The organism is Rhodanobacter sp. IGA1.0 (genome assembly GCF_040208325.1).
Classification (GTDB): domain Bacteria; phylum Pseudomonadota; class Gammaproteobacteria; order Xanthomonadales; family Rhodanobacteraceae; genus Rhodanobacter; species Rhodanobacter spathiphylli.
This window is the reverse complement of the sequence record NZ_CP157948.1, coordinates 1,988,287-2,014,946: the sequence shown is the minus strand read 5'-3', so window position 1 is coordinate 2,014,946 and position 26,660 is coordinate 1,988,287. Positions and strand designations below refer to the sequence as shown.

Here is a 26,660-nt window from a genome sequence, read left to right as displayed (position 1 = left end):
GGCGCATGGCAAGCGCTGATGGCTCGGGCGGTGTTAGTTTAGCCGGCACTTCTCTGCACAACCTGAGCTTCGTCCACGCATGAACCAAACCTCGCTCTCCGCCCTCATCTGGTCCGTCGCCGACCTGCTGCGTGGCGACTACAAGCAATCCGAATACGGGCGGGTGATCCTGCCGTTCACCGTGTTGCGCCGTCTGGACTGCGTGCTGGAGCCGACCAAGAAGGCCGTGCTGGCCGAGTACGAAGCCAAGACCAAGGCTGGCCTCAATCCCGATCCGTTCCTGTTGCGCAAGGCGAAACAGTCTTTCTACAACACCTCGCCGCTGGATCTGCCCACGCTGCTGGGCGACCAGGACCACATCCGCCAGAACCTCTACAGCTACATCCAGGGCTTTTCGCCGGCGGCGCGCGACATCTTCGAGCGTTTCGATTTCCATGCGCAGGTCGAGCGGCTGGCCAAGGCGGACCTGCTGTACCTGGTCACCGAGAAGTTCGCCAACTTCAACCTGCATCCGGATGAAGTCGACAACGCGCAGATGGGCCTGGTGTTCGAGGAACTGATCCGCAAGTTCGCCGAACTGTCCAACGAAACTGCCGGCGAGCACTTCACCCCGCGCGAGGTGATCCGCCTGATGGTCAACCTGATCTTCATCGAGGATGACGAAGCACTCGGCGCTGGCCATGCCGTGCGCACCATCTACGATCCGACGGCAGGCACCGGCGGCATGCTTTCGGTGGCCGCCGAGCACTTGCTGCAACACAACCCCGACGCGCGGCTCACCCTGTTCGGTCAGGAGTTGAACGACGAGTCCTACGCCATCTGCAAGGCCGACATGCTGATCCGCGGCCAGGACGTCAGCAACGTCGTCGCCGGCAACACGCTCAGCGAAGATGGCCACGGCGGGCGCAAGTTCGACTACATGCTGTCCAACCCGCCGTTCGGGGTGGAGTGGAAGAAGGTCGAGAAAATCGTGCGCAGCGAACACGAACAGAAAGGCTTCGACGGCCGCTTCGGCCCCGGCCTGCCGCGCGTGTCCGACGGCTCCATGCTGTTCCTGCTGCACCTGGTGTCCAAGATGCGTCCGGCCGTCGACGGCGGCAGCCGCTTCGGCATCGTGCTCAACGGCTCGCCGCTGTTCACCGGCGGGGCAGGCAGCGGCGAGAGCGAGATCCGCCGCTACGTGCTGGAGAACGATTTGGTGGAAGCCATCATCGGCCTGCCCACCGACATGTTCTACAACACCGGCATCGCCACCTACGTGTGGATCATCTCCAACAAGAAGCCTGACGACCGGAAGGGCTACGTGCAGCTGATCGACGCCGGCAGCTTCTGGCAAAAGATGCGCAAGAGCCTGGGCAGCAAGCGCAAGGAAATGAGCGACGAACACATCGCCACCGTCACCCGCCTGTTCGGCGAATTCGCGGAAGCCGAACTGGCCACCGTATTCGACACCGACGGCAAGGAAACCGGCCGCCAGGTCATCGCCGCCGCCGAGTTCGCTCCCGAGCCACCCGCCGGCGGCAAGGTGAAAGTCGCGCCGCTGGCGCGCGTGTTCAGGAACGAAGACTTCGGCTACACCACCATCACCGTCGAGCGCCCACTGCGCGACGAGCAGGGCCAGATCGTGCTCGGCCAGAAAGGCAAGCAGAAAGGCCTGCCGCAAGCCGATAGCAGCTGCGCGACACCGAGAACGTGCCGCTGGGCGAAGACATCCAGGCCTACTTCGAACGCGAAGTGCTGCCGCATGCGCCGGATGCGTGGATCGACGAGGCGAAGAGCAAGATCGGCTACGAGATTCCGTTCAACCGCCACTTCTACGTGTTCGAGCCGCCGCGTGAGCTGCACGAGATCGACGAGGAGTTGAAGGCCGTGTCGGGGCGGATCATGGCGATGCTGGGGGAGTTGGCGGAATGAGTTTGCGAACCCTGCGTGCACGCTGCCCTGGCCAATGCTCCCTCTGCGTGGCAGCATTCCACCGCGTCGTCATTCCCGCGAAAGCGGGAATCCATGGGCTTTGCTCTTCGCGGTGCGTGCCATGAGCCTGCCGAGATATCCGGAGTACAAAGACAGCGGTGTGCCTTGGATTGGTAACGTTCCCGCTCATTGGTTGCCGCTGAAAGTTAAAGCTTTCGCCGATTTTTGTGGCGGCGGCACACCGAGCCGCGACAACTTGGCCTTCTGGAACGGTGACATCCCTTGGGTATCGCCGAAGGACATGAAGTCCGAACGAATTACAGGAGCCGAGGAGTGCATCACCCCTGAGGGTCTTTCGAGCAGCTCGTCTTCGATGGTGGATGCCGGGCGACTTCTCATGGTCGTTCGTTCGGGCATCCTCAAGCACACCATCCCGGTTGCCATCAACGTCGTGCCAGTCGCTATGAATCAGGATATGAAGGCGCTTCGCTTCTCGGAGCAACTGGTAACAAGCGATTTCTTTCTACGCTGGGTGCAAGGGCTCAATGACGTCCTCTTGCTCGCATGGGCGAAGCAAGGAGCAACTGTCGAAAGTATTGAGCATACCTATCTCGCCGAGACCACCGTTCCGCTGCCGCCGCTTGCGGAGCAATCCGCCATCGCCGCCTTCCTCGACCGCGAAACCGGCAAGATCGATGCGCTGATTGGCGAGCAGGAAAAGCTGCTGACCCTACTGGCCGAAAAGCGCCAGGCCACCATCTCCCACGCCGTCACCCGCGGTCTCAACCCCAACGCCCCGATGAAAGACTCCGGCTTGCCGTGGCTGGGCGAAGTGCCGGCGCATTGGAAGGTCGTCCGACTCAAGTTCATTGCGTCTGTTCAGACCGGGATAGCAAAGGGGAAAGATGTGACTGGGAGGGACACTGTCACTGTTCCCTATCTTCGGGTCGCCAATGTCCAAGATGGCTTCTTGAAGCTGGACGAAGTTGCGTTGATCGAAGTTGAGCCGACGCAGGTTGAACGCTACCGGCTACTTCCCGGCGATGTGCTGATGAACGAGGGTGGCGACTTCGACAAGTTGGGCCGCGGAGCGATCTGGCACGGAGAAATCGAGGACTGCATCCATCAAAACCACGTCTTTGCAGTGCGGCCCCACAACGTGCGCCCTGCTTGGCTGAATCAGGTCACCAGTTCCGAGTACGCGCAGTTCTATTTCATTGGGCGTTCGAAGCAAAGCACCAACTTGGCTTCGATCTCCTCGACCAACGTCATGGAGTTACCGGTGGTGTTGCCGCCGGACGACGAGCAGGCCGACATTCTTGATTGGATTCAATTTGAGGCAGAGCGGTTTAATCGTCTTGAATCTGAGGTCAATCAAGCTTTGCTGCTCCTCAAAGAGCGCCGCAGCGCCCTGATCGCCGCCGCCGTCACCGGCAAGATTGACGTGCGTGGGCAACCGCTTGCGATGGAGGACTCATGCTCATGAGGCTTGTTGAAGTTCTGTTAGCGATAGGCGGTTGCGTTGCCGGCCTCGTATCCGCCGGATATTGGCTCAAAGCCAGCGTGGTACCGATCGATCCGATTTGGAGCAAGCAGGGTGGCGTTGAACCCGGTGTCCATTCGCTTTCCCAGGACGGATGGATTAGCGGCATGCTTGAGGCGGCGCTGGAATCTGCTCGACTGAACAAGATCGCGGCGCGTTGGACTGCTGCGACGGTGGTGCTGGCTGCCATCAGTGCACTGGTCGGCACTTTCAGCGGATAAGCTCGGCCGGAGAAGCCGGGTAGGGAGATACACATGTGTCACGAGCAATCGTGACTCGTGCAATGAAGGGGAAGGAAGTGAGCGACATCCAGCTATTCCGCCTGAGCGGCACCGGCGCAGTCGAACTATCCGGCCGCGCCGCCGCAATAGAAAAGCATCTGCAGTCCATGATCGAAGCGCAGATGCCGACCTTCCTCGGCGTGCGCTTCCTCGCCAGCGAGTACGCCACCGGCAAGACCCACAAGGGTCGCATCGACTCGCTGGGTCTGGACGAGAACGGTTGCCCGGTGATCATCGAGTACAAGCGGCACACCCACGAGAACGTGATCAACCAGGGGCTGTTCTACCTGGACTGGCTGATGGATCACCGCGCCGAGTTCCAGTGGCTGGTGATGGAAAAGCTGGGCAAGGACGTGGCCGAGCAGGTCGACTGGTCCGGCACGCGCCTGTTGTGCATCGCCGCCGACTTCACCCGCTACGACCAGCACGCGGTGCAGCAGATCCCGCGCAATATCGAGCTGATCCGCTACAAGCTGTTCGGCGACGACCTGTTGCTGCTCGATCTGGTTAACAGCGTCAGCGTGGACGATGCGACCGCGGCCAAGGCCGATACCGGCAGCCCGACGACGCTGGTGAAGGCCAAGCCCGTCGGCAAGGACAAGACGGCAGAAGAACAGCTCAGCCAGGCGCAACCCGTCATCAAGGAGCTTTACGCGACCCTGGCTGGCTACCTGCTGGCGCTGGGTGATGATGTGCAGGAAAAGCATCTGAAGCTGTATGTCGCCTTTCGCCGGCTGAAGAACTTCGCCTGTGTGATCCCGTACAAGGACAAGCTGCTGGTGATGCTGAAGCTAGACCCGGACACCGTCGTATTGGAAGACGGATTCAGCCGCGATGTGCGCAACATCGGCACGTGGGGCACGGGTGATCTGGAGCTGTGCCTGCGCACCCCCGCAGACATGGGACGAGCCATGCCCTTGATCGATCGCAGTTACGCCGAAAATTAATGCCTTCGATCAAGCCGGCTTGGTGCTATTTGGCTAAGATGCCCCCATGACCCGAGTCGCCATTCAACCCGAAATGTTCCGCTGGGCACGTGATCGCGCCCGGTTGGACAACCTCGCGCTGATGGCACGTTTTCCGCGTCTGGCGGCGTGGGAAGCGGGCGAAACGCAACCCACGTTGCGCCAACTGGAGGACTACGCACGGGCCACGCATGCGCCAGTGGGATATTTCTTCCTGCCGGAGCCCCCGGCCGAGCCGCTGCCGATCCCCGATTTCCGCACGGTTGCCGACCGCGTCATCGCGCGACCCAGCCCGAATCTGCTGGACATGGTCTACGCCTGCCAGCAGCGCCAGGACTGGTATCGCGATCATGCGCAAGTGACGGGTCAATCGCCGCTGGCGTTTGTGGGCAGCCTCACCCTGGCGACATCGCCGGTTGAAGCGGCCGCTCAGTTGCGGGAAGCGTTGGATTTCAGTGTGGAGGAACGGCGCGCCTGCGCCACGTGGACAGAGGCATTGCGCAGGTTCATCGAGCAGGCCGACCGGATCGGCGTGATGGTGATGGTGAGCGGTGTGGTGCTGAACAACAACACGCGCCCGCTGGACCCGCAGGAGTTTCGTGGCTTCGCCTTGTCCGACGCGCTGGCGCCGCTGGTGTTCATCAATGGTGCGGACAGCAAGGCGGCACAGATGTTTACGCTGGCGCATGAATTGGCGCATCTGTGGCTGGGGCAGACCGCTTTGTCGGATGTCAGCGCCGATGTGGTGCCGAGCAACGCGACGGAGGTCTGGTGCAACCAGGTGGCCGCCGAGTTGCTTGTGCCGATGGGGTCGTTTCGCGCCGAACTGGTGGCGGACGAGCCGATCGGGGCAACCCTCAAGCGGCTGGCACGTCATTTCAAGGTCAGCTCTCTGGTCATCCTGCGTCGGTTGCTGGACGCGGGGAACATCGATCGTGCGGCTTTTTTTGCGGCGTATCGCGCGGAACTGGCGCGGTTGCGGGAGATCGAGGCCAGCGGAACTGGTGGCGGCGATTTTTACCGGACAACGGCTTCGCGTGTGAGCAAGCGATTCGCGCGAGCACTGGTGGAAAGCACGCTGGAGGGCAGGACGTTGTTTCGCGATGCGTTCCACATGCTGGGTATCGCCAAGACCTCGACTTTCAACGAGTTCGGACGCTCGCTGGGATACCCGGTCTGATGGCCTATCTGCTCGATGCCAACGTGTTCATTCAGGCCAAGAACCTGCAGTACGGTTTTGATTTCTGTCCCGCTTTCTGGGACTGGCTGGAGCATGCGAATGCACGGGGAGATGTTTTCAGCATTCAGCAGGTGGGCGGTGAGTTGCATGCGGGCGAGGACGAACTGGCCGAATGGGGCGAAGCTCGAGGTGAGGGTTTCTTTCTGCCGCCGGACAATCAGGTGCTGGCCGCCGCGCCGCGGGTAAGTGCCTGGGCGACGGGACAGGATTATGCGCCGGCGGCGGTGAGCACCTTCCTGCAGGTTGCCGATTACTGGCTGGTGGCATTCGCCGCAGCACACGGGCATACGGTGGTCACGCACGAAGTGCCGGCCAATTCACCGAAGAAGATCAAGATACCGAATGCCTGCGTGGGGCTGGGCATCCGCTTCATGACGCCGTATCAGATGTTGCGTGCCGAGCGAGCGCGGTTTGTTCTTGGGCCGGTGGTGCCTAACGCGGCGATCTAATTGGCTTGCCGCCCTCGCTGCATGTAGTCAGGTCTCGGAGGATTCCGACGTGTCAAATGCCCGTGCGGTTACGGTGGGCTACAATGTATTACATTGCATTCACGCCGCGGAGCTGAGCCATGACCGTCACCACCATTCGCCTGCAACCCGAGGTCGAGAGCGGCCTCGATAGCTTGACCACCAAGCTGCACCGCAGCCGCAACTGGTTGATCAACCAGGCGGTGCGCGAATTCGTTGCGCGCCAGGAACTGGGGCAAGCGCGTTGGCAGGACACACTGGCTGCAATGGAATCGGTTGCCCGGGGTGAGGCGGTGTCGGGTCAGGCCGTGCATGAGTGGTTGGGGTCGTGGGGCAAGGCCGATGAGCTGGCGCCGCCCAAGGCAGGTCAGTGAGGTTGCTGTATTCGACCGCGGCGGTTGCCGACCTGACACGTCTGCGGGCTTTCATCGCGGAGCATGATCCGGCGGCAGCCGGTCGCATCGCATCGGAGCTGGTTTCGCGGATCGATGGCTTGTGTGCATTTCCCGCGATGGGGCATGGTGTGCCGGAGGCGCCCGAGGGCGAGGTCGTGCGCGATTTTGCCTTTGGTCGTTACGTGGTGCGCTACTCCGTGCATGACGAAGCCTTGGTGGTACTGCGGATATGGCACCACCGCGAGGAGCGGGCACCGCAGGATTGAATGCTGGTCACGTTCTCGTGACTTTTCCAGGGGCAGGGACAGGGGCGGATGAATCTTCACCAGGAACATCACTTCGAGCGCGAGATCTGCGAACACCTCGCCGCCCACGGCTGGCTGTACGCCGAAGGCGATGCCGCGAATTACGATCGCAAGTACGCCTTGTATCTGCCCGACCTGCTGGCGTGGATCGAGGCGACCCAGCCGGACAGCTGGCAGCGACTGGGCAAGACCCACGGCCCCGAGATGGCCGGGCGCATTGCCGAACGCGTGCGCAAGAACCTCGATGAACGCGGCACGCTGGAGGTGTTGCGCCGGGGCGTGGAGATGCTGGGCTTGAAGGAGCCGCTGTCGCTGGTGCAGTTCAAGCCGGCGCTGGCGATCAATCCGGCGATCCAGCAACGCTACGCGGCGAACCGCTTGCGCGTGGTGCGACAGGTGCGGCATTCGCCGAACCAGCCGAACGATGCGCTGGACCTGGTGCTGTTCGTCAACGGCATCGCGGTGGCCACGGCGGAGCTGAAATCCGACTTCACCCAGAGCGTGGGCGATGCGGTGGACCAGTACCGCTTCGATCGGCAGCCGCAGCCGAAGGGCGGCCTGGCCGAACCGATACTCGGTTTTCCCGGCGGCGCCCTGGTGCATTTCGCGGTGAGCCAGGCCGAGGTGATGATGACCACGCGCCTGGCCGGGCCGGCGACGCGCTTCCTGCCGTTCAACCGGGGCAACCACGGCGCGGCGGGCAATGTGCCGAACCCGGACGGTTTTGCGACGGCGTATCTGTGGGAAGAGGTATGGGCGCGCGACAGCTGGCTGGAGATCCTGGGGCGCTACCTGATCGGCAGGCGCGACGACAAGAAGAAACTGGCGGGCGTGATCTTCCCGCGTTACCACCAGCTCGACGCCACCCGCAAGCTGGTCGCCGACGTGCTGGCGCAGGGCGCGGGCCAGCGTTATCTGATCCAGCATTCGGCCGGTTAGGGCAAGACCAATTCGATTGCCTGGAGCGCGCATTTCCTGGCCGACCTGCACGACGCGGAAAACCGGAAGCTGTTCGACAGCGTGCTGGTGGTGTCCGATCGAAACGTGCTGGACGCGCAGCTGCAGGAGGCCATCTTCGACTTCGAGCGCACCACCGGCGTGGTGGAAACCATCACCAGCGAGCACGGCAGCAAAAGCGCGCAGCTGGGCCAGGCGCTGAAGGACGGCAAGAAGATCATCGTGTGCACCATCCAGACTTTTCCGTTTGCGCTGGATGCGGTGCAGGAACTGGCGGCGACCGAGGGCAAGTGCTTTGCGGTGATCGCCGACGAGGCGCACAGCTCGCAGACCGGCGAGGCGGCGGCCAAGCTCAAGCAGCTGTTGAGCGCCGAGGAACGGGCCGAGCTGGAGGACGGTGGCGGGATCGATACCGAGACACTGCTGGCCGCCGGCATGGCCGCGCGCGCCGGCGGCAGCAAGGGCCTGACCTACGTGGCGTTCACCGCCACGCCGAAGCAGAAGACGCTGGAGCTGTTCGGTCGCCCCGGCGAGGATGGCCTGCCGCAGCCGTTCCATGTGTATTCGATGCGCCAGGCGATCGATGAGGGTTTCATCCTCGACGTGCTGAAGAACTACACCCCGTACAAGCTGGCCTTCAAGCTGGCCCATGAGGGCAGGGAATACGACCAGTCGCAGGTGGAACGCAGCGCGGCGATGAAGGGCATCATGCAGTGGGTGCGCCTGCATCCGTACAACATCGCGCAGAAGGTGCAGATCGTGGTGGAGCATTACCGCGAGAACGTGCAGCCGCTGCTGGGCGGCAAGGCCAAGGCGATGGTGGTGGTCGGCAGCCGCAAGGAAGCGGTGCGCTGGCAGAAGGCGATCCGCGGCTACATCCAGCGGCAGAACTACGCGCTCGGCGTGCTGGTGGCGTTCTCCGGCGAGGTGAGCGACCCGGAGAGCTTCCCCGCGCCGGTAAGCGAGACCAGCTCGGATCTGAATCCTGGCCTGAAGGGGCGCGACATCCGCGATGCGTTTGCCCAGCCGGAATACCAGTTGCTGCTGGTCGCCAACAAGTTCCAGACCGGCTTCGACCAGCCGTTGCTGTGCGGCATGTACGTGGACAAGATGCTGGGCGGCATCCAGGCGGTGCAGACGCTGTCGCGCCTGAACCGCGCGTACCCCGGCAAGGACACCACCTACATCCTCGATTTCGTCAACGAGGCGGCGGATATCCTCAAGGCCTTCAAGACCTACTACGCGACCGCCGAACTGGAGGCCAGGACTGATCCACACCTGGTATTCGACCTGCGCGCCAAGCTCGATGCCAGCGGCCACTACGACGACTTCGAGGTGGATCGCGTGGCCAGGGTGGAGACCGATCCGCGCGGCACGCAGGCGCAGTTGAGCAGCGCCATCGCTCCGGTCGCCGATCGTCTGCTCAAACGCTACAAGGCGGCACAGCAGGCGCGGGCAACCGCGCTGGTCGATGGCGACGACAAGCTGGCCGAAACCAGCAAGGACCTGCTGGATGCCCTGCTGCTGTTCAAGAACGACATGGGTGCCTACGTGCGCCTGTATGCGTTCCTGTCGCAGGTGTTCGACTACGCCAACACGGATATCGAAAAGCGCTTCATCTTCTACAAGCGGCTGATCCCGCTGCTGGAGTTCGGCCGCGAACGCGACACGGTGGACCTGTCCAGGGTGGTGCTGACCCACCACACCTTGCGTAGTGCCGGCCGTCAGCCGCTCAGCCTTGGCGCTGACGGCAATTACAAACTCGCGCCGATGGATGCGGTGGGCAGCGGCTCGGTGCAGGAAAAGCAGCAGGCCTATCTGGCCGATATCATCGAGAAGGTCAACGGTCTGTTCGAGGGGCAGCTGACCGACGACGACCAGCTGGTCTACGTCAACGGCGTGCTCAAGGGCAAGCTGCTGGAAAACGAGACCCTGGTGCAGCAGGCCGGCAACAACAGCAAGGAACAGTTCGCCAATTCGCCCGACCTGAAAGACGCCCTGATGCACGCGATCATGGATGCCCTGGAAGCGCATTCGACGATGAGCACCCAGGCGCTGGAATCCGAGCGCGTGCGTGCCGGGTTGAAGGACATCCTGCTCGGGCCGGCCCAGTTGTATGAGGCGCTGCGCGCCAGGTCGCAGGGCGGAAGTGCTGCGCCCTGACCGGATCGGAGATCCTTTTCGGCTTTGCCCATGCGATGCGCGCCATCGGTCGCCGATGTTGACCTGAACTTCGCATCCGCCGATCTACGGTGCCCGCGACTGGATCAACCGCAGCGGGAGAGCACCATGTCCGACGAACACGTCAAGACACCGGCCGACCACATCGGCGACACGCTGGTGCAGCTCAAGGAGATGCGGCACTACGCGAAGAACAACGTGGAGACGCTGACCACGGCGTGGCTGCTGTACGACGGCGAGTTGTCGAAGCTGAAGCAGGCGCAGAGGATCGCCGACCTGATGGACCGGCAGGCACAGCTGCATGAGGCGCTGGAGCAGGCGATCGCCGGGCTGGAAGAGCTGCAGGAAAAACTGAAGCCCGAGCCGGCGGCCGACGCCTGAGGACCGGCCGGCCCGGGTTGCAGCGCAGGAAGGCCCCGTCGACGGGGCCTTCTTCATTTGTGCCGGCGATCAGTGGCGCTGGCGGTGAATTGCGCGGCTGTTGCGGTTTTCCGCGCGGTTGAGGCGGCGGGTTTCGCCCTTGGTCAGGTGGCCGTTGTGCTTCGCTTCGGCGGCGCTTTCGCGCTGGGCGATGTTGGCGGCGCGGCGTTCGTCGTTGGCCGCCTGCTGCGGCGTGATGGTGCCGTTGGCGACGCCTTTGGCAGTGCGCGCCTGCTGGTTGTCGATGCGCTGGTTGACCTCGTTGACGCGGGGGTGACCGGGGACGGTGGTGTCGGTGGCCATCGCGCTGGCGCTGGCGAACGCGGTGCAGGCGATCAGGCTGAGCAGACCGAGGCGGATCATCGAAGCGTGGTTCATGACGGTGTCCTTCAGTGTGTGAGGCCGGCGTTGGGGTACTGCCATGTCGTGCCGGACGAACGGCGGCATGCCGGAAGGAGAACGCCGCTCCGCGCCGCGCGTTGACGGCGTGACGGGTCACCGCAAGCGCTGCGGTTCAGCACCGCGACAGGCCGGTTCTGGCGGCGCCCGCGACGAACCCGTGCCATCAGTCACGCGCAACCCCGCGCGCGCCGGTCGCATCCATGATCCATGGGTGGCGCGGCTTGCAGGGGTTTCGCGCGCCTCACGAAGGACCTGACCGATCGCCCGGCGGCGCCGCGAAGACGCCGGCCGGTTCCCCCGAATGACTCCGCGAGGTATGACTGATGCGTGCACTTCTGGTTCTGCTGTTGTCTGGTGGCGTGTTGTCGATGGCGCAGGCGGCCTCGGTCCATTACGTCGACGTGGTCAACGATTCGGCCAGCAACGTGACGGCGGTGTCCGCCACGAGGGACGGCCTGCGCTGGGAGCCGCTGGCCGTCGGCTACCGCTCCTTGCAGGCGAACAGCGTGATCACGCTGGCGGTGCAGCGCGAAGGCGGCTGCCGCCGCGACTTCCGCGTGGACTTCGTCGACGGGCGGCAGATGACGGTGCAGGGCTTCGACATCTGCCGCAACCGCAGCCTGCACCTGGGCCGGGCGTTGGCCCGGGCGCGCTGAGCCGGACGCTGCCGGGCGAAGGGCGACCGGGCTCGTCCATGACTTCCGGCGCTTTCCGGCGCCGGGGCATGCGCGCCACCATCGCCGGAATGACCGCCTCGGCGCCGGTTTTTCGTCGGCCCGCGGCATTCCGCACTTCGCCCACCCTGACACGGAAGATACTCATGCGCAGCACCTTGCTGGTTTCCGCGATCGCCCTGGCGCTCGCCGGCGTTTCGATGACGGCCATGGCGGCCACGCCGGCGGCGACGTCCGCGACCGACCTGGCCACCACCCAGCTGCCGCGCACGGTGCGGCCCAGCCATTACGACGTGGCGGTGACGCCGCATGCGGACAAGCTGAGCTTCGACGGCCAGGTGACGGTGACCGTCGACGTGCTGCAGCCGACCCGCAGCATCACGCTCAACGCGATCGACATGACGTTCTCGTCGGTGCGCCTGACCCCGACGAAACTGAAGATCGCCATCGCCGCGCCCAAGGTGACGGTGGATGCGAAAGCGCAGACGGCGACGTTCACCTTTGCCCAGCCGCTGCCCGCCGGCACCTACCAGCTGGCGATGAGCTACACCGGCAAGATCGGCACCCAGGCCAACGGCCTGTTCGCGATCGACTACGACACCACCGCGGGCAAGAAGCGCGCGCTGTACACCCAGTTCGAGAACTCCGACGCCCGCCGCTTCATCCCGTCTTGGGACGAGCCGGCGTACAAGGCCACCTTCAACCTCGCCGTGACCGTGCCCAGCGACGAGATGGCGGTGAGCAACATGCCGGTCGCCTCGACGAAGGACCTGGGCAACGGCATGAGCCGGGTGACGTTCCAGCCGTCGCCGAAGATGTCGACCTACCTGCTGTTCTTCGGCCTGGGCGAGTTCGAGCGCGCCACCACCATGGCCGACGGCACCGAGATCGGCGTGATCACGCAGAAGGGCAAGAAGGCGCAGGCCGGCTTCACCCTGCAGTCCGGCGCGGCCGTGCTGAAGGAATACAACGACTACTTCGGCGTGCCGTATCCGCTGCCCAAGCTGGACAACATTGCCTCGCCGGGCAGCAGCCAGTTCTTCTCCGCGATGGAGAACTGGGGCGCGATCTACACCTTCGAATACGCCTTGCTGCTGGACCCGAATTTCTCGACCCAGTCGGACAAGCAGAACGTGTTCAACACCGCCGCCCACGAAATGGCGCACCAGTGGTTTGGCGACCTGGTGACGATGCGCTGGTGGGACGACCTGTGGCTCAACGAAGGCTTCGCCTCGTGGATGGCCGCGCGCACCACCGAGAAGCTGCACCCGGAATGGCATACCCACCTGGATGCGGTGGGCACGCGCGAGGGCGCGATGTCGCGCGACGCGGTCGCCACCACGCACCCGGTGGTGCAGCACGTGGAGACGGTGGAGCAGGCCAGCCAGGCGTTCGACGCGATCACCTACGCCAAGGGCGAGGCGGTGATCAACATGCTGGAAGCCTATGTCGGCCCCGATGCCTGGCGCGCCGGCGTGCGCAACTACATCAAGGCCCACGCCTACGGCAACACGGTGTCGGACGACCTGTGGAAGGCAGTGCAGGGCGCGGCCGGCAAGCCGGTCACCCAGATTGCGCACGATTTCACCCTGCAGCCGGGCATTCCGCTGATCCGCGTGGCGTCCTCCGCGTGCAGCAACGGCAAGACCACGCTGACCCTGAGCCAGGGCGAGTTCACCAAGGATCGCCCGAACAAGACGCCGCTGAAGTGGCACGTGCCGGTGATCGCGCAGAGCATCGGCGGCAGCGAGGTCGCCCGCACCGTGGTGGACGGCAAGGCCACGCTGGAGGTGGCCGGTTGCGGCCCGGTGCTGGTGAACGCGGGGCAGAGCGGCTACTACCGCACGCTGTACACGCCGGCGGAATTCGCCGCGATCAAGGGCCAGTTCGCCAAGCTGGCGCCGATCGACCAGATGGGCCTGATGGGCGACAGCTGGGCGCTGGGCATGGCCGGCCTGCAGCCGGCGTCCAGCTACCTCGACCTGGCCCAGGTCACCCCGGCCGATGCCGACCCGCAGATCTGGGGCGACATCGCGGGCAGCTTCGCCGGCCTGCACGGCTATTACCGTGGCGACGACGCCCGTCAGGCGCGTCTTGATGCGTTCGCGGTCAAGCAGCTGAAGCCGGTGTTTGCCCGCGTGGGCTGGGAGGCGAAGGCCGACGAGGGCGACCCCACCACGATCCTGCGCACCCAGCTGATCGGCGTGCTGGCCGACCTCGGCGATGCTGACGTGATCAGCGAAGTGCAGCGTCGCTACGCCGCGCAGGACACCGATCCGAAGGCCGTGCCGGCGGCCCTGCGCAAGACCATCTACGCGGTGGTGGCGCGCAATGCCGACGCGGCGACCTGGGACCAGCTGCATGCGAAGGCCAAGGCCGAGACCACGCCGCTGATCAAGGACCGCCTGTACGCGCTGCTTTCGATCAGCAAGGACAAGGCGCTGGCCAAACGCGCGCTGGAGCTGGCGCTGACCGACGAACCGGGCGCCACCAACAGTGCCGGCATGATCGCTGCGGTGGGCTACGAGCACCCCGACATGGCCTGGGAATTCGCGATGGCGCACCGGGCGCAGATCGACAAGCTGGTCGACTCCACCTCCAGCAGCCGCTACTACCCGGGCATCGGCGCCAGCTCCAATGATCCGGCGATGATCGACAAGATCAACGCCTACGCCGACGCGCACATCGCCAAGGGCTCGCGCCGCGCGGCGGAGACGGTGATCGCGAACATCCAGTACCGGCAGATGGTGCGCAAGGAACGGTTGCCCGCGATCGACGCCTGGCTGGCGAAGAACGGCGGCTGATCCGCTCGCGCAGAGCCTGTGAAGAAAACCACTTCCTGTGGTTTTCTTCCGTCGCACGTCCGGTACATGCCCGGACGTGCTCACGCGGATCAGTCACCGGCGTGACCGATCCGCGGTCGGCCGTGCCTGGCCGACCTGAGAGGTTGAGAACTCACAACCTCTCAGACCGGCGCCCGCTTTCACCAGCGGGCGCCGGCAGGCGTGAATGGCGATACGCCCGGGGGACGATGTACCTTGCGTCTGCGCGCCGGCTGGCGCGATCGCCGCGGCTGCGGCGACCCGTCTTCATGCTTGAGCCCGAGAGCGATGGCCGATTTCGAAAAACTGGAACCCGACAGCACCGTGTACCGCACGCTGCTGGAGTCCACCAAGGCCATTCCCTGGAAGATCGACTGGGACAGCAAGCAGTTCGCCTATATCGGACCGCAGATCGAGGCGCTGCTGGGCTGGGCGCCGGCGAGCTGGCAGACGGTGGGCGACTGGGCCAGTCGCATGCATCCGCAGGATCGCGAGTGGGTGCTGAATTTCTGCGTGGCGCAATCGCAGGCCGGTGTCGATCACGAAGCCGACTACCGGGCGCTGACCCGCGACGGCCACTACGTGTGGATTCGCGACGTGGTGCACGTGGTGCGCCGGGCGGACGGTTCGGTCGATTCGCTGATCGGCTTCATGTTCGACATCAGCGAACGCAAGCAGACCGAACAGAAACTGGCGAGCCTGCAGAAGGAGCTGGAGGAGCTGTCCTTCCGCGACGGCCTCACCGGCGTGGCCAACCGGCGCCGCTTCGATGCGCTGATGGAACTGGAATGGAGCAACGCGCGGCGCAACCGCCAGCCGCTGTCGCTGCTGATGATCGATATCGACTACTTCAAGCAGTACAACGACTGCTACGGCCACCTCGAAGGTGATGCCTGCCTGAAGCGCGTGGCCTGGCTGCTGGCTTCCGCCGCGACCCGCGCCCGCGACCTGCTGGCCCGTTTCGGCGGCGAGGAATTCGTGCTGCTGCTGCCGGAAACCGACGAGTCGGCGTCGCTGAAGCTGGCCGCGCGCTGCCGCGACCTGATCCTGGCCGAGCAGATTCCCCACGCGCAATCCGCGGTCGGCCCGGTGCTGACCATCAGCGTCGGCGCGGCCACCTGCATTCCCGCGCACGCCGACGAGCTGCGCGGCTTCCTCGATGGCGTCGACAAGCGGCTGTACCGCGCCAAGCAGCAGGGCCGGGACTGCATCGTGGCGGCCAGCTGAGCGGCGCCAGGGCCTGTTGAGCCGGCGATCGACGCCGGCAGATCGCGTTCGCTGGCACGCTTCGTGCGCGTTGCCGTGGCCGGTTTTTCCCCGCGCCGCGGGCCATGTGCGACCCCCGAACCGGGCGTATGCTGCCGCCGTGTTTCGTAGCCTTCACCACGGACGAGGGGAGATACGTCATGGCAACACTGCTGCTGGTCAAGGGGAATGCCGGGAACGATGTCGCCACGCTGCGCAAGCGTCTGGCCGGGGTGCTCGGCGACGACGCGCGCGAGTTCCCGGGACTATCGACGGGCAACGTTTTCGACGAGCAGGTCGACGCGGCGGCGCGGCGATGGCAGGCCGGCATCGGGATCGTGGCCGATGCGGTGATCGGGCCCTGCTGCCAGATCCTGCTCGGCATGATGCAATCGCAACCGATGGCGGTGCCGCTGACGGTGGATGCGGTGCAGCGGCTGTTCCCGGCCACCAGGAAGTCCAACATCGTGCGCTACCTGCCTTACGTGGCCGCGGCGCTGGGCGCGGCGGGGCTGCGCGACCGCATGATGATCTGCGCTGCGCTGGGCACCATCCGCGCCGAGAGCGAAGGCTTCGTGCCGATCGCCGAGTTTCCCTCGCACTTCAACACCACGCCGGGGCTGCCCGCGTTCAGTGCCTACGACGGACGCAAGTCGCTGGGCAACGACCAGCCCGGCGACGGCGCGCGCTACCGGGGCCGCGGCTTCGTGCAGCTGACGGGGCGGGCGAACTACCACACCTATGCGGCCCTGGTCGGCGTCGACATCGAAGCCTTTCCGGACCTGGCCAACGCACCCGAGGTGGCGGCCGTGCTGCTGGCGCGGTTCCTGGCGCACGCGGCGGACAGGATGCGCACGGCGCTGGCGGCGAACAACTACGCGGCGGCACGCAAGCTGGTCAACGGCGGCAGCTACGGGCTGGCCAGTTTCCGCAACGTGTTCCAGCTGGCCGACACGGTCTGGCCGGCGGCCGTCCGCGGCGCCGGTGCGACTCGCAAGTCCGGCGCGGCTCGCAAGGCCGTCGCAGCGGCAGCGACGGGCGCGGGGAAACTCGATGCCAGCAAGGACCCGGTCGACCTGCGTGATCGCGCCTACCAGCCGCCGCCGGCCAGCCTGCCCGATCGTTACCCCACCGATGCGCAGGTCAGCGAGTTCCTGCCGGCCTATACCGGGGCCGGCCTGATCCTCGACCAGGGCCAGGAAGGTGCGTGCACCGGTTTCGGCCTGGCCTGCGTGGTCAACTACCTGCGCTGGCGCAAGAGCGGGATGCCGGGTCGGCTGGCTTCGGTCAGCCCGCGCATGTTCTACAACTTCGCCCGCCGCTACGACGAATACGCGGGCGAGAACTACGACGGTTCGAGCTGCCGTGGCGCACTGAAGGGCTGGTATCACCACGGCGTCTGCATGGAGGTCGACTGGCCGTATCGGCAGGAGGACACGCAGCCGCCGAAGTTCGGTTACGCCACCCGCGCCACCGCCAACACGCTGGGCGTGTATTACCGCATCGAGTTGAAGGCGATCAGCGACCTGCAGGCGGCGATCCACGAAGTGGGCGCGATCTACGTGTCGGCCAACACGCACCAGGGCTGGCAGGACGTGCCGACCGTGCGCCGGAAGCTGGCCGGGCACGACAGCCTGCCGGTGATCGCGTTCGACGGCAAACCCTCGCACGACGACGGCCACGCCTTTGCCCTGGTCGGTTTCAACACCGACGGCTTCGTGGTGCAGAACTCCTGGGGCAAGAGCTGGGGCTGCGGCGGTTTCGCCGTGCTGACCTACGCCGACTGGCTGGCCAACGGCATGGACGCATGGGTGGCCGCGATGGGCGTGTCGGGCGTGGTGCTGGGCCAGCTCGCGGCGGGCAGCAAGGGTGGCCGCCGCCGTGTCGGCACCAATCGCAGCCTGTGGTGGGACGAGGCCACCGCCTACGAGCACAGCGTGGTGCTGGGGAACGACGGCCGGGTGACGCGCTACCTCACCCAGGACGAGATGAGCCGCTCGCTGCTGTTCCAGGCCTGCACGCTGCCGGACCAGTGGTTCCGCCAGCAGAAGGCGACGACCAGGCGGCTGGTGATCTATGCCCACGGCGGACTCAACAGCGAGGCCGCGGCGATCGAACGGGCGCGCGCGATGGGGCGCTACTTCATCGGCAACGGCTGCTATCCGCTGTTCGTGATCTGGAAGACCGGCATGCTCGAATCGATCGGCGACATCTTCGCCGACAAGTTCCGGCACGAGCCGCCGCGGGCCGGCGGCATCCGCGAGAAGATCAGCGACGCCACCGACATCCTGGTCGAGCGCACCGTCGGCCGTCCGCTGGCGCGGCCGATCTGGAGCGAGATGAAGGAGAACGCCGAAGCCGCCAGCCTGCCCACGCGGGGCGGCGACCTGCTGGTGACGGCGCTGCAGAACCTGGCCAAGACCTGGGGTGACCAGCTGGAGATCCACCTGGTCGGCCACTCGGCCGGTTCGATCTTCCATGGCTACCTGGTCGACCTGCTGGCCGCGCGCGGGCTGGAGGCGCAGACCGCGTCCATCCATCTCTATGCGCCGGCCTGCACGGTGCAGTTCGCCAACCGCCACTACGCGCCACACGATGCCCTGATGCGGCGGCTCTACCTGGGCATCCTGTCCGACCGCAACGAGCGTGACGACAACACCGCGGCGATCTATCGCAAGTCGCTGCTGTACCTGGTGTCCAACGCCCTGGAGCTGGATGTGCGCACGCCGATCCTCGGCCTGGCGAACGTGATGGACGCCGGGTACAAGGGCTGGGACGGTTCGTCCAGCACGGCCGAGGCGCTGGGCAACTGGCGCCAGGTGGCGAAGCAGACCGGGCTGGGCAAGCGCACCGAAGTCATCGATGTCGACAAGGTGCCCACCTGCCTGCACCCCGAAGTCGCCATCGACGCGGGGCATGGCAGCTTCGACAACAACGTCGAGGTGCTGGGCCGCACCCTGGAACGCATCACCGGTGCGAAGCTCGCGTTGCCGGTGGACGACCTGCGCGGGTTCTAGCCGGAGTTTTTCCACCCATGAAAAAAGGCCCCGCCGTGGCGGGGCCTTCGCATCGGACGATCGACCGATGGTTACGCTTCGACGTCTTCCCGGTATGCATCCACCGGGATGCACGAACACATGATGTTCTTGTCGCCGTAGACGTTGTCGACGCGGGCCACCGGCGGCCAGTATTTCTGCAGCTTCAGGCTGGCCAGCGGGAAGGCGGCCAGTTCGCGCGGGTAGGCGTGGGTCCACTCGCTGGCGCTGACCATGGTGGCGGTGTGCGGCGCGTTGGTCAACGGGTTGTCCTCGCGGTCGAGCTTGCCTTCCTCGACGGCGCGGATCTCGTCGCGGATCTGGATCATCGCGTCGATGAAGCGGTCCAGCTCGACCCGCGATTCGCTTTCGGTCGGTTCCACCATCAGCGTGCCGGACACCGGGAAGCTCAGCGTGGGCGCGTGGAAGCCGAAGTCGATCAGCCGCTTGGCCACGTCCTCGGCGCCGATGCCGGTGGCGTCCTTCAGCGGGCGCAGGTCGAGGATGCACTCATGCGCCACCAGGCCGTTGCGGCCGGTGTACAGGGTGGGGTAGTGCGGCGCCAGCCGCTTCGCCACGTAGTTGGCATTGAGCAGGGCCACCTGGGTCGCCTTGCGCAGGCCCTGCTGGCCCATCAGGGTGATGTACATCCAGCTGATCGGCAGGATCGAGGCGCTGCCGAAGGTGGCGGCAGAAACCATCGCGCCGTTGCCGGTGCCCTGGGTGCGCGCGCCGTCGTTGCCCAGCGCGCCCGGCAGGAACGGCGCCAGGTGCGAACGCACCGCGCACGGGCCCACGCCCGGGCCGCCGCCGCCGTGCGGGATGCAGAAGGTCTTGTGCAGGTTGAGGTGGCTGACGTCCGAGCCCCACTTGCCGGGCTTGGCCACGCCGACCAGCGCGTTCATGTTGGCGCCGTCGGTGTACACCTGCCCGCCGTGCTGGTGGACGATGTCGCAGATGGCGACCACGTCCTCCTCGAACACGCCGTGGGTGGACGGGTAGGTCAGCATGATCGCGGCGAGGTTGGCCGAGTGCTTCGCGGCCTGCGCGCGGATGTCTTCCAGGTCCACGTTGCCGTTCGCGTCGCACTTGGTGACCACCACCTTCATGCCGCACAGGTGGGCGGATGCCGGGTTGGTGCCGTGGGCGGATTCGGGGATCAGGCAGATGTCGCGATGGCCTTCGCTGCGCGACTGGTGATACGCACGAATCGCCAGCAGGCCCGCGTATTCGCCCTGGGCGCCGGAGTTCGGCTGCAGGCTCACCGCGTCGTAGCCGGTGATCTCCACCAGTTGTGCTTCCAGCCCGGCGATCAGCTCCTGGTAGCCCCGGGTCTGCGCGGCGGGCGCGAACGGATGGATGTTGGCGAATTCCGGCCAGGTGACCGGGATCATCTCGGCGGTGGCGTTGAGCTTCATCGTGCACGAGCCCAGCGGGATCATCGTGCGATCCATCGCCAGGTCCTTGTCGGCCAGCGCGCGCAGGTAGCGCAGCAGTTCGTGCTCGCTGTGATGCGTGTTGAACACCGGGTGGGTGAGGAACGGCGAGGTGCGCTGCAGCGCCTGCGGGATCAGCGACGGCGCGCTGGCGTCCAGCGCGTCGATGCTGGGCAGTTTCGCGTCATCGCCGCCGAAGATCCGCCACAGCAGTTCGATGTCGGCGCGGGTGGTGGTTTCGTCCAGCGAGATGCACAGGTACTCGCCCCAGGCCTTGCGCAGGTTGGCGCCCAGCGCCACCGCGCGGGCGGCGATGGCGTCGGTGCGATCGCCGGTCTTCAGGCTGATCGTGTCGAACGCGCTGTCGTGGTGGCTGGCGGTGAAGCCGAGCTGCGCCAGGCCGGCCTTGAGGATCGCGGTGAGGCGCGCCACGCGGGAAGCGATACGGGTGAGGCCCTTGGGGCCGTGGTAGACGGCGTACATCGAGGCCATCACCGCAAGCAGCACCTGGGCGGTGCAGATGTTGCTGGTGGCCTTCTCGCGGCGGATGTGCTGTTCGCGCGTCTGCAAGGTGAGGCGATAGGCCTTGTTGCCCTCGGCATCGATGGAGACGCCGATCAGGCGGCCCGGCATCGAGCGCTTGTACGCGTCGCGGCAGGCCATGAAGGCGGCATGCGGGCCGCCGAAACCGAACGGCACGCCGAAGCGCTGGGTGTTGCCGATCACGATGTCGGCGCCCATCTCGCCCGGCGACTTCAGCAGGGTCAGCGCCAGCAGGTCGGTGGCGAAGATCGCCAGCGCGCCCTTGGCGTGGATCTTCGCCACTTCCTCGCTCCAGTCCAGCAGCCAGCCGCTGCTGGCCGGGTACTGGATCAGCGCCGCGAAGTAGTCGTCCGCGGCGATCGCGGCATCCCAGGCCTCGGCGGAATCGGCCAGGGTGATCGTCAGGCCCAGCGGCTCGGCGCGGGTGCGCATCACCTCGATGGTCTGCGGGTGGGCATCGCCGAACACCACGATGGCGTTGCCCTTGTTCTTGCTCGAGCGCTTGGCCAGGGTCATCGCCTCGGCCGCGGCGGTGGCTTCGTCCAGCAGCGAGGCGTTGGCGATCTCCATGCCGGTGAGGTCGGCGCACATCGTCTGGAAGTTGATCAGCGCCTCCATGCGACCCTGCGAGATCTCCGCCTGGTAAGGCGTGTAGGCGGTGTACCAGGCCGGGTTTTCCAGGATGTTGCGCAGGATGACGTTGGGCGTCAGCGTGCCGTAGTAGCCCTGGCCGATGAAGCTGCGGAACACCTGGTTGCGGCCGGCGATCGCCCGGATCTTGGCCAGCGCTTCTTCTTCGGTGATCGCCGTGGGCAAGGCCAGCGGCGCTGCGGACTTGATCGAGGCGGGCACGATGGCGTCGGTCATCGACTCCAGCGAATCGTGGCCGACCACGCGCAGCATCTGCGCGATCTCGGTGTCATCCGGGCCGATGTGGCGTTCGATGAAGGCGCCGTGGTTTTCGAGGTCACGCAGGGAAGTGGGGTTGTGGCTCATGGCTGGGCATCCGAAGACTGGCGTGTCGTGCCGCACGCGGGGCGCCCCTCTGTCCTTTTGCCTGAGAGTTTGGAAACGCGGCGGCGTTTCGTGCCCCTTCGGCGGCGGCTGCAGCCGCTCTCTCCAGAGTGTTCACGCATGGTGGTATGGGGGCCTGAGCGATTACGGGCGTTGCGTCTTCGGCAGCGGCCGTGTCCTGCGAGGGACGGGCCGCTTCTCCCACCATGCGTTTACCGCGGCGATTATACAGGGGGAACGGGGGCTGTCGCGGCCGGTCGGCGCCCGGTTCAGGGAGCCGCCGGAGCGCCACGGGTTATGCTCGGCTGCCTCATCAACCGGGAGTGCGCATGATTCGGATCGCCGACATCGACCATGTGGTGTTGCGTGTCATCGACAGCGACGCCATGCAGCGTTTCTACTGCGACGTGCTTGGCTGCCGCGAGGAACGTCGGCAGGACGAGATCGGCCTGGTGCAACTGCGCGCCGGCCGTTCGCTGATCGACCTGGTCGCCATCGACGGCAAGCTGGGTCGTCACGGCGGCGCCGCGCCGGGCGCGCAAGGCCACAACATGGATCACCTGTGCCTGCGGGTGGAGGATTACGACGAGGCGGCGATCCTGGCCCACCTGAAGTCGCACGGCGTGAGCATCGGCGAGCTGGGCTCGCGTTACGGCGCGCAGGGCGAGGGGCCGTCGATCTATTTGTACGACCCGCAGGGAAACATGGTCGAGTTGAAGGGGCCGGCAGCAGGCTGAAGAGCGCGCGTCCCGACTTTCGATCGAACCCGGAGAAGAGCAAAGGCCGTCCTGGCTGGGCGGCCTTCCTGACTTCAACCAAACCCGGAAAAGACGAAGGCCCGCATCACTGCGGGCCTTCGTTTACAATTGGTGCCCAGGAGAGGACTCGAACCTCCACGGAGTTGCCCCCGCTAGCACCTGAAGCTAGTGCGTCTACCAATTCCGCCACCTGGGCAGGTGTCACGTTGCTCAGCGAGCTGCGTGAGCCGCGTAATTTAGGCATCTGCCGACGGCTTGTCAACACTTTTTCACAACCATCTCTCGCGACGTGGCATTCTCCGCGGCGCAAACATCACAAGGATACTGAGTGACCAGAAAAACTCCCCCCAAGTCCGGCCATCCCCAGGACTCGCATCCCGCGAAAAAAACCGCCAAGCGGACGCCTCGCGCTGCATCCACGCCGGACAAGCGCACCCGGGCCGCCGCAGGCGCCGTGCGTGATCCCCATGCCGATCGCGAGGCGCAGCGTTATGCGCGCCCGATCCCCAGCCGCGAGGCGATCCTCGCCCTGCTCGAAGAGCGCGGCGAGCTGCTGACCGAAGCGCGCATCGCCGAGGCGCTCGGCATCCAGGAAGAAGTCGATCTCGAAGCCTTGCGCAAGCGCCTGGGGGCGATGGTGCGCGATGGCCAGATGCTGCTTGGCCGTCGCGGCGGCTACGCGCCGACTCAGAAACTCGACCTGATCGCCGGCCGCGTGCTGGCCAACGCCGAGGGCTACGGCTTCCTGCGCCCGGACGAGGGTGGCGAGGACCTCTATCTGTCGCCGCAGCAGATGCGTGCGGTGATGCATGGCGACCGCGTGCTGGCCAGCGTGGTCGGCATCGATCGCCGCGGCCGCAAGCAGGGCGCGATCGCCGAAGTGCTGGAGCGGCGTTCGCCGCGACTGGTCGGCCGGGTGCTGATCGAAGACGGCGTGACCCTCGTATCGCCCGATGACCGCCGTCTGACCCAGGACGTGATGATCAAGCCGGGCACGGAACAGGGTGCGAAGTCGGGCCAGATCGTGGTGGTCGAGATCACCGCTCCGCCAACGGCCCAGCGCGGCCCGGTGGGCGAGATCCGCGCCGTGCTGGGCGAACGCCTGCAACCGTCGCTGGTGGTGGAAATGGCGATCGCCAGCCACGACCTGCCGCATGAATGGCCGGCCGACGTGCTGCGCGACGCGGCCCAGGTGGAGGCGGTGGTGACCGCCGCCGAGCGCGAAGGCCGCACCGACATCCGCAAGCTGCCGCTGGTGACCATCGACGGCGCCGACGCGCGCGACTTCGACGACGCCGTTTACGCGGAGCCGAAGCGTGGCGGCGGCTGGCGGCTGATCGTGGCGATCGCCGACGTGTCGCACTACGTGCAGGTCGGCAATGCGCTGGATCGCGAGGCCTACGAACGCAGCACCTCGACCTACTTCCCCGGCTTCGTGGTGCCGATGCTGCCGGAGACCCTGTCCAACGGCATCTGCTCGCTGAACCCGAACGTCGAACGGCTGTGCATGGTCTGCGACATGCTGGTCGATGCCGAAGGCAACGTCACCAGATCGAAGTTCTACGACGCGGTGATGCTGTCGCACGCGCGGCTCACCTACGACAAGGTATGGCAGGCGGTCGGCCTGCGCGACAAGGACGCCCGCCACGAAGTGGCCGACGTGCTGCCGCAGCTGGAAAACCTGCACGCGCTGTACAAGGCGATGGCCGGCCAGCGCAAGCGGCGCGGCGCGATCGACTTCGAGACGCCGGAAGTGAAGTTCCGCCTCGACCAGAGGGGCAGCGTCGAGTCGATGGGCGCCACCGAGCGCAACGACGCGCACAAGCTGATCGAGGAGTGCATGATCGCCGCCAACGTGCAGGCGGCGCTGTTCCTGGAGAAGAAGAAGATCCCCGCGCTGTTCCGCGCGCACGAGCCGCCGCCGGCGGAGAAGTACGAAGACCTGCAGCAGTTCCTGCGCGAGTTCAAGCTGCGCATGCCGCCGGTGGACGAAGTGACCCCGGCGGATTTCGCCGAGATCCTGGCGCTGGTGCACGACCGCCCCGAGCGCGAACTGATCCAGAACGTGCTGTTGCGCTCGCAGAGCATGGCGGCGTACCAGCCCGACAACCGCGGCCACTTCGGCCTGTCGCTGCAGGCGTACGCGCACTTCACTTCGCCGATCCGCCGCTATCCGGATCTGCTGGTGCATCGGGCGATCCGCTACGCGCTGACCGGCCGCAAGCCGGCCGATTACACCTACAGCCCCAGCGACATGGCGGCGATGGCGATCCATTGCTCGCAGCGCGAGCGACGCGCCGAAGAGGCCGAGCGCGACGTCGACGAGCGCTTCAAGTGTGCCTGGATGGAAAAGCACATCGGCAGCGAGTTCGATGGCGTGGTCACCGGCGTCACCTCGTTCGGCCTGTTCGTGGAGCTGGACGAGTCGAAGGTGTCCGGCCTGGTGCACATCAGCCAGCTCGCCAACGACTATTACCACTTCGACGCCACCCGCAAGTTGCTCAAGGGCGAGCGCACCGGCGCACAGTTCCGCCTGGGCGACCATGTGCGCATCCAGGTGCTGCGCGCCAGCCTGGAGGATCGCAAGATCGACTTCCGGCTGGTCTCGCCGCGCACGCCGGCCACGCCGCCGGTCGGCAGCGCCAGGGCGTACGACTATGCGGCCAGCGGCGAGCGCTATTCGCTGCCGAAGAAGGCGGCGGCCGCCAAGGCGCCGGGCATGTTCGGTCGCGCGGCCAAGGCGATCGGTCGTGCGTTCGGGCGCAAGGACGCAGCAGTCGCGGCGCCCGCACCGGCGCCAGCACCGGCCCCGGCCCCGGCCCCACGCAAGGCGGCGACAGGCGATAATCCGCCGCCGCGTTCGTCGTCGACGGCGCGCGGCGCGCAGCGTCCGGCCCGCAAGGCCGATGCATCGTCCTCCCGTGGTTCGCGCAAGGGGGCTTCCTCGAAACCTGGCCAGGCCCCGGCCGCCGCGCCCGCGACGAAGAAGCAGCCCCGGCGTCGACCCAAACCGAAAGGCAAGTCATGAGTGAGAGCTGGATCGTCGGGATCAACCCGGTCGAAGGCGCGTTGAGCAACGACGCCGAACGCGTGCGCGAGGTGCTGGTCGAGAATGGCCAGCGCAACGCCCGCGTGCTGGAGCTGGCCGAGCGGGCAAAGAAGTTGAACATCCCGGTGTTGCACCGGCCGCGCGACGAGCTGGACCGGCATGCCGGCGAAGCTCGCCACCAGGGCGTGGCGGCACGCTATGAAGCGGCGCCCGCGGCACACGAGAATGACCTGGCCGGCCTGCTGGAACGCGACGGCAGCGACGCTCTGGTGCTGGTGCTGGATGGCGTCACCGACCCGCACAACCTTGGCGCCTGCCTGCGCAGCGCAGCGGCGGCGAAGGCCACCGCGGTGATCGTGCCGAAGGACCGCGCGGTCGGCCTCACTCCGGTGGTGCGACGTGCCTCGGCCGGTGGCGCCGATCGGGTGCCGCTGATCGCAGTGACCAACCTGGCTCGCACGCTGCGCGAACTGAAGGACGCCGGGGTGTGGATCACCGGCCTGGCCGGCGACACCGACACCACCATCTACGGTGTCGACTTCAGGGGGCCGGTGGCGCTGGTGCTGGGCAGCGAAGGCGAGGGCATCCGCCGGCTGACCCGCGAGCTGTGCGATTTCGTGGCGAAGATCCCGATGCCGGGCACGATGGAAAGCCTCAACGTTTCCGTCGCCACCGGCGTGGTGCTGTTCGAGGCGTTGCGCCAGCGGAGCGTGAAACGATGAACCTGATGTGGCATGACTGGGCCGGTTACATCGGCGTGGTGCTGGTGCTGCTGGCATTCCTGTTGCTGCAGGCACACAAGCTGCACGGCAACGGCCTGACCTACCAGGTAATGAACATCGTCGGCGCGCTGGGCGTGTTGCTGTCGCTGCTGTTCGGCAGCTTCAACCTGTCCGCGTTCGTGATGGAAGTGGCCTGGGCCGCCATCGGCATCTTCGGCGTGTTGCGCGGCCTGCGGCTGCGTCGCGGGAAGGATGCGCGGGTGCCCTGAGTCAGGAGCGCGCTCGCCGCCGA

20 protein-coding genes, 1 tRNA gene, 1 pseudogene and 1 riboswitch are annotated in these 26,660 nt (G+C 66.0%); of the genes and pseudogenes, 19 read left to right on the top strand and 3 right to left on the bottom strand.

From position 1 onward, the window contains the following. Positions 1-79 precede the first annotated feature (79 nt). From ABNK63_RS09055 to ABNK63_RS09005, 11 genes and pseudogenes are all read left to right on the top strand, one after another. Positions 80-1,914, top strand: a pseudogene (locus ABNK63_RS09055) (class I SAM-dependent DNA methyltransferase). A 121-nt stretch (positions 1,915-2,035) separates the two neighbouring features. Next, positions 2,036-3,400, top strand: coding sequence for a restriction endonuclease subunit S (locus ABNK63_RS09050; protein ID WP_350015438.1), 1,365 nt, complete (start codon positions 2,036-2,038; stop codon positions 3,398-3,400). After that, complete coding sequence (locus ABNK63_RS09045) at positions 3,397-3,678, top strand: hypothetical protein (protein WP_350015437.1); 282 nt, start codon at positions 3,397-3,399, stop codon at positions 3,676-3,678. The genes ABNK63_RS09050 and ABNK63_RS09045 overlap by 4 nt, the downstream gene beginning before the upstream one ends. 50 nt (positions 3,679-3,728) lie before the next feature. Further along, entirely contained in the window at positions 3,729-4,685 is a 957-nt protein-coding gene (locus ABNK63_RS09040) for a DUF5655 domain-containing protein (RefSeq protein ID WP_350015436.1), read from the top strand. Between the two features lie 46 nt (positions 4,686-4,731). Next, entirely contained in the window at positions 4,732-5,883 is a 1,152-nt protein-coding gene (locus tag ABNK63_RS09035) for an ImmA/IrrE family metallo-endopeptidase (RefSeq protein WP_350015435.1), read from the top strand. Then, a complete protein-coding gene (locus ABNK63_RS09030) occupies positions 5,883-6,392 on the top strand; it encodes a DUF4411 family protein (RefSeq protein ID WP_350015434.1) in 510 nt (169 codons plus the stop codon). Before ABNK63_RS09035 ends, ABNK63_RS09030 begins: the two co-directional genes overlap by 1 nt. Positions 6,393-6,511: 119 nt before the next feature. Continuing rightward, positions 6,512-6,784, top strand: coding sequence for a ribbon-helix-helix protein, CopG family (locus ABNK63_RS09025; RefSeq protein ID WP_350015433.1), 273 nt, complete (start codon positions 6,512-6,514; stop codon positions 6,782-6,784). After that, positions 6,781-7,071 (top strand): type II toxin-antitoxin system RelE/ParE family toxin, encoded by a 291-nt coding sequence (locus ABNK63_RS09020; protein ID WP_350015432.1) that lies wholly within the window; start codon positions 6,781-6,783, stop codon positions 7,069-7,071. The genes ABNK63_RS09025 and ABNK63_RS09020 overlap by 4 nt, the downstream gene beginning before the upstream one ends. A 48-nt stretch (positions 7,072-7,119) precedes the next feature. Further along, positions 7,120-8,049, top strand: a complete 930-nt coding sequence (locus tag ABNK63_RS09015; RefSeq protein WP_350015431.1) for a type I restriction endonuclease — start codon at positions 7,120-7,122, stop codon at positions 8,047-8,049. Positions 8,050-8,064: 15 nt separating this feature from the next. Continuing rightward, a complete protein-coding gene (locus ABNK63_RS09010) occupies positions 8,065-10,230 on the top strand; it encodes a DEAD/DEAH box helicase family protein (RefSeq protein ID WP_350017203.1) in 2,166 nt (721 codons plus the stop codon). A gap of 126 nt (positions 10,231-10,356) precedes the next feature. Next, on the top strand, positions 10,357-10,629 hold the full coding sequence (locus ABNK63_RS09005) for a hypothetical protein (RefSeq protein ID WP_350015430.1): 273 nt from the start codon (positions 10,357-10,359) through the stop codon (positions 10,627-10,629). Positions 10,630-10,698: 69 nt separating this feature from the next. On the opposite strand, the gene ABNK63_RS09000 is transcribed toward ABNK63_RS09005, so the two are convergent. Beyond that, positions 10,699-11,046 (bottom strand): hypothetical protein, encoded by a 348-nt coding sequence (locus ABNK63_RS09000; protein ID WP_350015429.1) that lies wholly within the window; start codon positions 11,044-11,046, stop codon positions 10,699-10,701. Between the two features lie 347 nt (positions 11,047-11,393). On the opposite strand from ABNK63_RS09000, the gene ABNK63_RS08995 reads away from it, so the two are divergent. From ABNK63_RS08995 to ABNK63_RS08980, 4 genes are all read left to right on the top strand, one after another. Next, positions 11,394-11,726 (top strand): hypothetical protein, encoded by a 333-nt coding sequence (locus ABNK63_RS08995; protein ID WP_007808994.1) that lies wholly within the window; start codon positions 11,394-11,396, stop codon positions 11,724-11,726. Between the two features lie 164 nt (positions 11,727-11,890). Further along, positions 11,891-14,548 carry a M1 family metallopeptidase gene (locus ABNK63_RS08990; protein WP_350015428.1) on the top strand — a complete coding sequence of 886 codons (2,658 nt, stop codon included), beginning with the start codon at positions 11,891-11,893 and terminating at the stop codon, positions 14,546-14,548. 306 nt (positions 14,549-14,854) lie between these two features. Next, positions 14,855-15,793 carry a sensor domain-containing diguanylate cyclase gene (locus tag ABNK63_RS08985; RefSeq protein WP_007808985.1) on the top strand — a complete coding sequence of 313 codons (939 nt, stop codon included), beginning with the start codon at positions 14,855-14,857 and terminating at the stop codon, positions 15,791-15,793. 179 nt (positions 15,794-15,972) lie between these two features. Continuing rightward, a complete protein-coding gene (locus tag ABNK63_RS08980; protein ID WP_350015427.1) occupies positions 15,973-18,828 on the top strand; it encodes a C1 family peptidase in 2,856 nt (951 codons plus the stop codon). Positions 18,829-18,899: 71 nt separating this feature from the next. Here ABNK63_RS08980 and gcvP read toward each other — a convergent pair whose 3' ends face one another. Beyond that, complete coding sequence (gcvP, locus tag ABNK63_RS08975; protein ID WP_350015426.1) at positions 18,900-21,821, bottom strand: aminomethyl-transferring glycine dehydrogenase; 2,922 nt, start codon at positions 21,819-21,821, stop codon at positions 18,900-18,902. 39 nt (positions 21,822-21,860) lie between these two features. Further along, a riboswitch (glycine riboswitch) is annotated at positions 21,861-21,958 on the bottom strand. A 210-nt stretch (positions 21,959-22,168) separates the two neighbouring features. Between gcvP and ABNK63_RS08970 the strand changes: the two genes are divergently transcribed. Further along, on the top strand, positions 22,169-22,576 hold the full coding sequence (locus ABNK63_RS08970) for a VOC family protein (protein WP_007808982.1): 408 nt from the start codon (positions 22,169-22,171) through the stop codon (positions 22,574-22,576). A gap of 130 nt (positions 22,577-22,706) precedes the next feature. On the opposite strand, the gene ABNK63_RS08965 is transcribed toward ABNK63_RS08970, so the two are convergent. After that, a tRNA-Leu gene (locus ABNK63_RS08965) sits at positions 22,707-22,793 on the bottom strand. A gap of 258 nt (positions 22,794-23,051) precedes the next feature. Between ABNK63_RS08965 and rnr the strand changes: the two genes are divergently transcribed. From rnr to ABNK63_RS08950, 3 genes are read left to right on the top strand one after another with little or no spacing between them, the layout of a single operon-like run. Beyond that, a complete protein-coding gene (gene rnr / locus ABNK63_RS08960) occupies positions 23,052-25,625 on the top strand; it encodes a ribonuclease R (protein WP_350015425.1) in 2,574 nt (857 codons plus the stop codon). After that, the gene (gene rlmB, locus ABNK63_RS08955; RefSeq protein ID WP_350015424.1) at positions 25,622-26,368 is read left to right on the top strand and encodes a 23S rRNA (guanosine(2251)-2'-O)-methyltransferase RlmB; all 747 of its coding nucleotides are present in this window, start codon (positions 25,622-25,624) and stop codon (positions 26,366-26,368) included. The genes rnr and rlmB overlap by 4 nt, the downstream gene beginning before the upstream one ends. Next, positions 26,365-26,637, top strand: a complete 273-nt coding sequence (locus ABNK63_RS08950) for a hypothetical protein (protein WP_007808979.1) — start codon at positions 26,365-26,367, stop codon at positions 26,635-26,637. Before rlmB ends, ABNK63_RS08950 begins: the two co-directional genes overlap by 4 nt. The last annotated feature ends 23 nt before the right edge of the window (positions 26,638-26,660 follow it).

What these genes read in the sequence shown, in the direction of transcription:
- ABNK63_RS09050 (WP_350015438.1), top strand. Translation starts at nt 2,036, where the DNA reads ATGAGCCTGCCGAGATATCCGGAGTACAAAGACAGCGGTGTGCCTTGG.
- ABNK63_RS09045 (WP_350015437.1), top strand. Translation starts at nt 3,397, where the DNA reads ATGAGGCTTGTTGAAGTTCTGTTAGCGATAGGCGGTTGCGTTGCCGGC.
- ABNK63_RS09035 (WP_350015435.1), top strand. Translation starts at nt 4,732, where the DNA reads ATGACCCGAGTCGCCATTCAACCCGAAATGTTCCGCTGGGCACGTGAT.
- ABNK63_RS09030 (WP_350015434.1), top strand. Translation starts at nt 5,883, where the DNA reads ATGGCCTATCTGCTCGATGCCAACGTGTTCATTCAGGCCAAGAACCTG.
- ABNK63_RS09025 (WP_350015433.1), top strand. Translation starts at nt 6,512, where the DNA reads ATGACCGTCACCACCATTCGCCTGCAACCCGAGGTCGAGAGCGGCCTC.
- ABNK63_RS09015 (WP_350015431.1), top strand. Translation starts at nt 7,120, where the DNA reads ATGAATCTTCACCAGGAACATCACTTCGAGCGCGAGATCTGCGAACAC.
- ABNK63_RS09005 (WP_350015430.1), top strand. Translation starts at nt 10,357, where the DNA reads ATGTCCGACGAACACGTCAAGACACCGGCCGACCACATCGGCGACACG.
- ABNK63_RS09000 (WP_350015429.1), bottom strand. Translation starts at nt 11,046, where the DNA reads ATGAACCACGCTTCGATGATCCGCCTCGGTCTGCTCAGCCTGATCGCC.
- ABNK63_RS08995 (WP_007808994.1), top strand. Translation starts at nt 11,394, where the DNA reads ATGCGTGCACTTCTGGTTCTGCTGTTGTCTGGTGGCGTGTTGTCGATG.
- ABNK63_RS08990 (WP_350015428.1), top strand. Translation starts at nt 11,891, where the DNA reads ATGCGCAGCACCTTGCTGGTTTCCGCGATCGCCCTGGCGCTCGCCGGC.
- ABNK63_RS08985 (WP_007808985.1), top strand. Translation starts at nt 14,855, where the DNA reads ATGGCCGATTTCGAAAAACTGGAACCCGACAGCACCGTGTACCGCACG.
- ABNK63_RS08980 (WP_350015427.1), top strand. Translation starts at nt 15,973, where the DNA reads ATGGCAACACTGCTGCTGGTCAAGGGGAATGCCGGGAACGATGTCGCC.
- gcvP (WP_350015426.1), bottom strand. Translation starts at nt 21,821, where the DNA reads ATGAGCCACAACCCCACTTCCCTGCGTGACCTCGAAAACCACGGCGCC.
- ABNK63_RS08970 (WP_007808982.1), top strand. Translation starts at nt 22,169, where the DNA reads ATGATTCGGATCGCCGACATCGACCATGTGGTGTTGCGTGTCATCGAC.
- rlmB (WP_350015424.1), top strand. Translation starts at nt 25,622, where the DNA reads ATGAGTGAGAGCTGGATCGTCGGGATCAACCCGGTCGAAGGCGCGTTG.
- ABNK63_RS08950 (WP_007808979.1), top strand. Translation starts at nt 26,365, where the DNA reads ATGAACCTGATGTGGCATGACTGGGCCGGTTACATCGGCGTGGTGCTG.